The sequence below is a fragment of the Comamonas sp. B-9 genome, assembly GCF_000410635.1.
In the GTDB taxonomy this organism is placed as follows: Bacteria; Pseudomonadota; Gammaproteobacteria; order Burkholderiales; family Burkholderiaceae_C; genus Comamonas.
This window is the reverse complement of record NZ_KE148607.1, coordinates 282-1468: the sequence shown is the minus strand read 5'-3', so window position 1 is coordinate 1468 and position 1187 is coordinate 282. Positions and strand designations below refer to the sequence as shown.

The following is a 1187-nucleotide window of genomic DNA, read 5'->3' as shown; positions in this document are numbered from 1 at the left end:
TGCTGGCCAGCGCCTTGGCCGTGCAGGCCCAGCCTCTGGCCACCGCTGCCCTGAGCGCGCAACCCTTGGCGCTGGTGCAAGGCCAGCAGCAGCTGTTCAAACCTGGCATCGCGATTGCACGCATCGCCATTGGCGACCCTGCCGTGCTGGATGTGCAGGTGCTGGGCGAATTGCCCCAAACGGGCAAACCCGCCGCTGGCAAGGCTGCCACCCCGCGCCCCGCCCGGCCGGCCGAGCTGCTGCTGACGCCCAAGGCTGCTGGCAGCACCACCTTGATGGTCTGGCCTAGCCAGGGCGAACCGCAGACCTGGAGCGTTGTGGTCAGCGGCCCGCGCCTCTTGCTGGAGCGGCGCCTGCAGTCTCTGCCCGAGCATGCGCGCGCCTCGGCAGAGCTGGCGGCCACTGCGCCCAAAGGCACGCCGTTGACCGACCGCGCCCAGGTGGATGTGCGCAGCAATACCGTGCAGGTCGATGTGCAGGTCGTGGAGTTCAAAAAGTCGGCCATGCGGCGCGCGGGCGTGCAGCTCAACAGCGGCGGCGCCAATGACCATGGCTTCCAGTTTGGGGTCTACACCCCGGGCAGCAATGGCAGCAGCAGTGGCTCTTCCAGCGGCAGCGGCGGTAGCGACAATGGCACGACAGCCATTGCCAGCGCGATGAACCTGGTCCTCGGCTTTGGCCGGGCCTTCAGCGGCCGGGGCATTACCGCGCAGCTGGGTTTTTTGGAGGGCAATGGCCTGGCGCGCGTGCTGGCCAAGCCCACCTTGGTGGCCCACAGCGGCCAGACCGCAAGCTTTCTGGCCGGTGGCGAGATCCCGATCCCCGTGCCCAGCGGCGGCAGCAACAATATCTCCATCCAGTACAAGGAGTTTGGCGTCAAGCTGCAGCTGACGCCAACCATCCTGTCCAACGAGCGCATCGCCCTCAAGGTGGCGCCCGAGGCGAGCGATCTGGACTACACCCAGGGCGTGACGATCAATGACATCTCGGTGCCCGCGCTGCGCACCCGGCGTGCCGACACCTTTGTCGAGCTGGCCGATGGCGAGAGCTTTGTCATTGGCGGGCTGGTCAGCCGCTCGACCCTGTCCAATGTCAACAAGGTGCCCTTGCTCGGTGACCTGCCCATCCTGGGCACCTTCTTCAAGAACCTCAACTACTCGCAGGAAGAGACCGAGCTGGTGATCATC

1 protein-coding gene is annotated in these 1187 nt (G+C 66.4%); it reads left to right on the top strand.

Features of this window, described 5'->3' with window-relative positions; genetic code table 11:
- Positions 1-1187: type II and III secretion system protein family protein (locus H928_RS28270; RefSeq protein ID WP_373604925.1), on the top strand; the 1187-nt coding region annotated here is incomplete at both ends.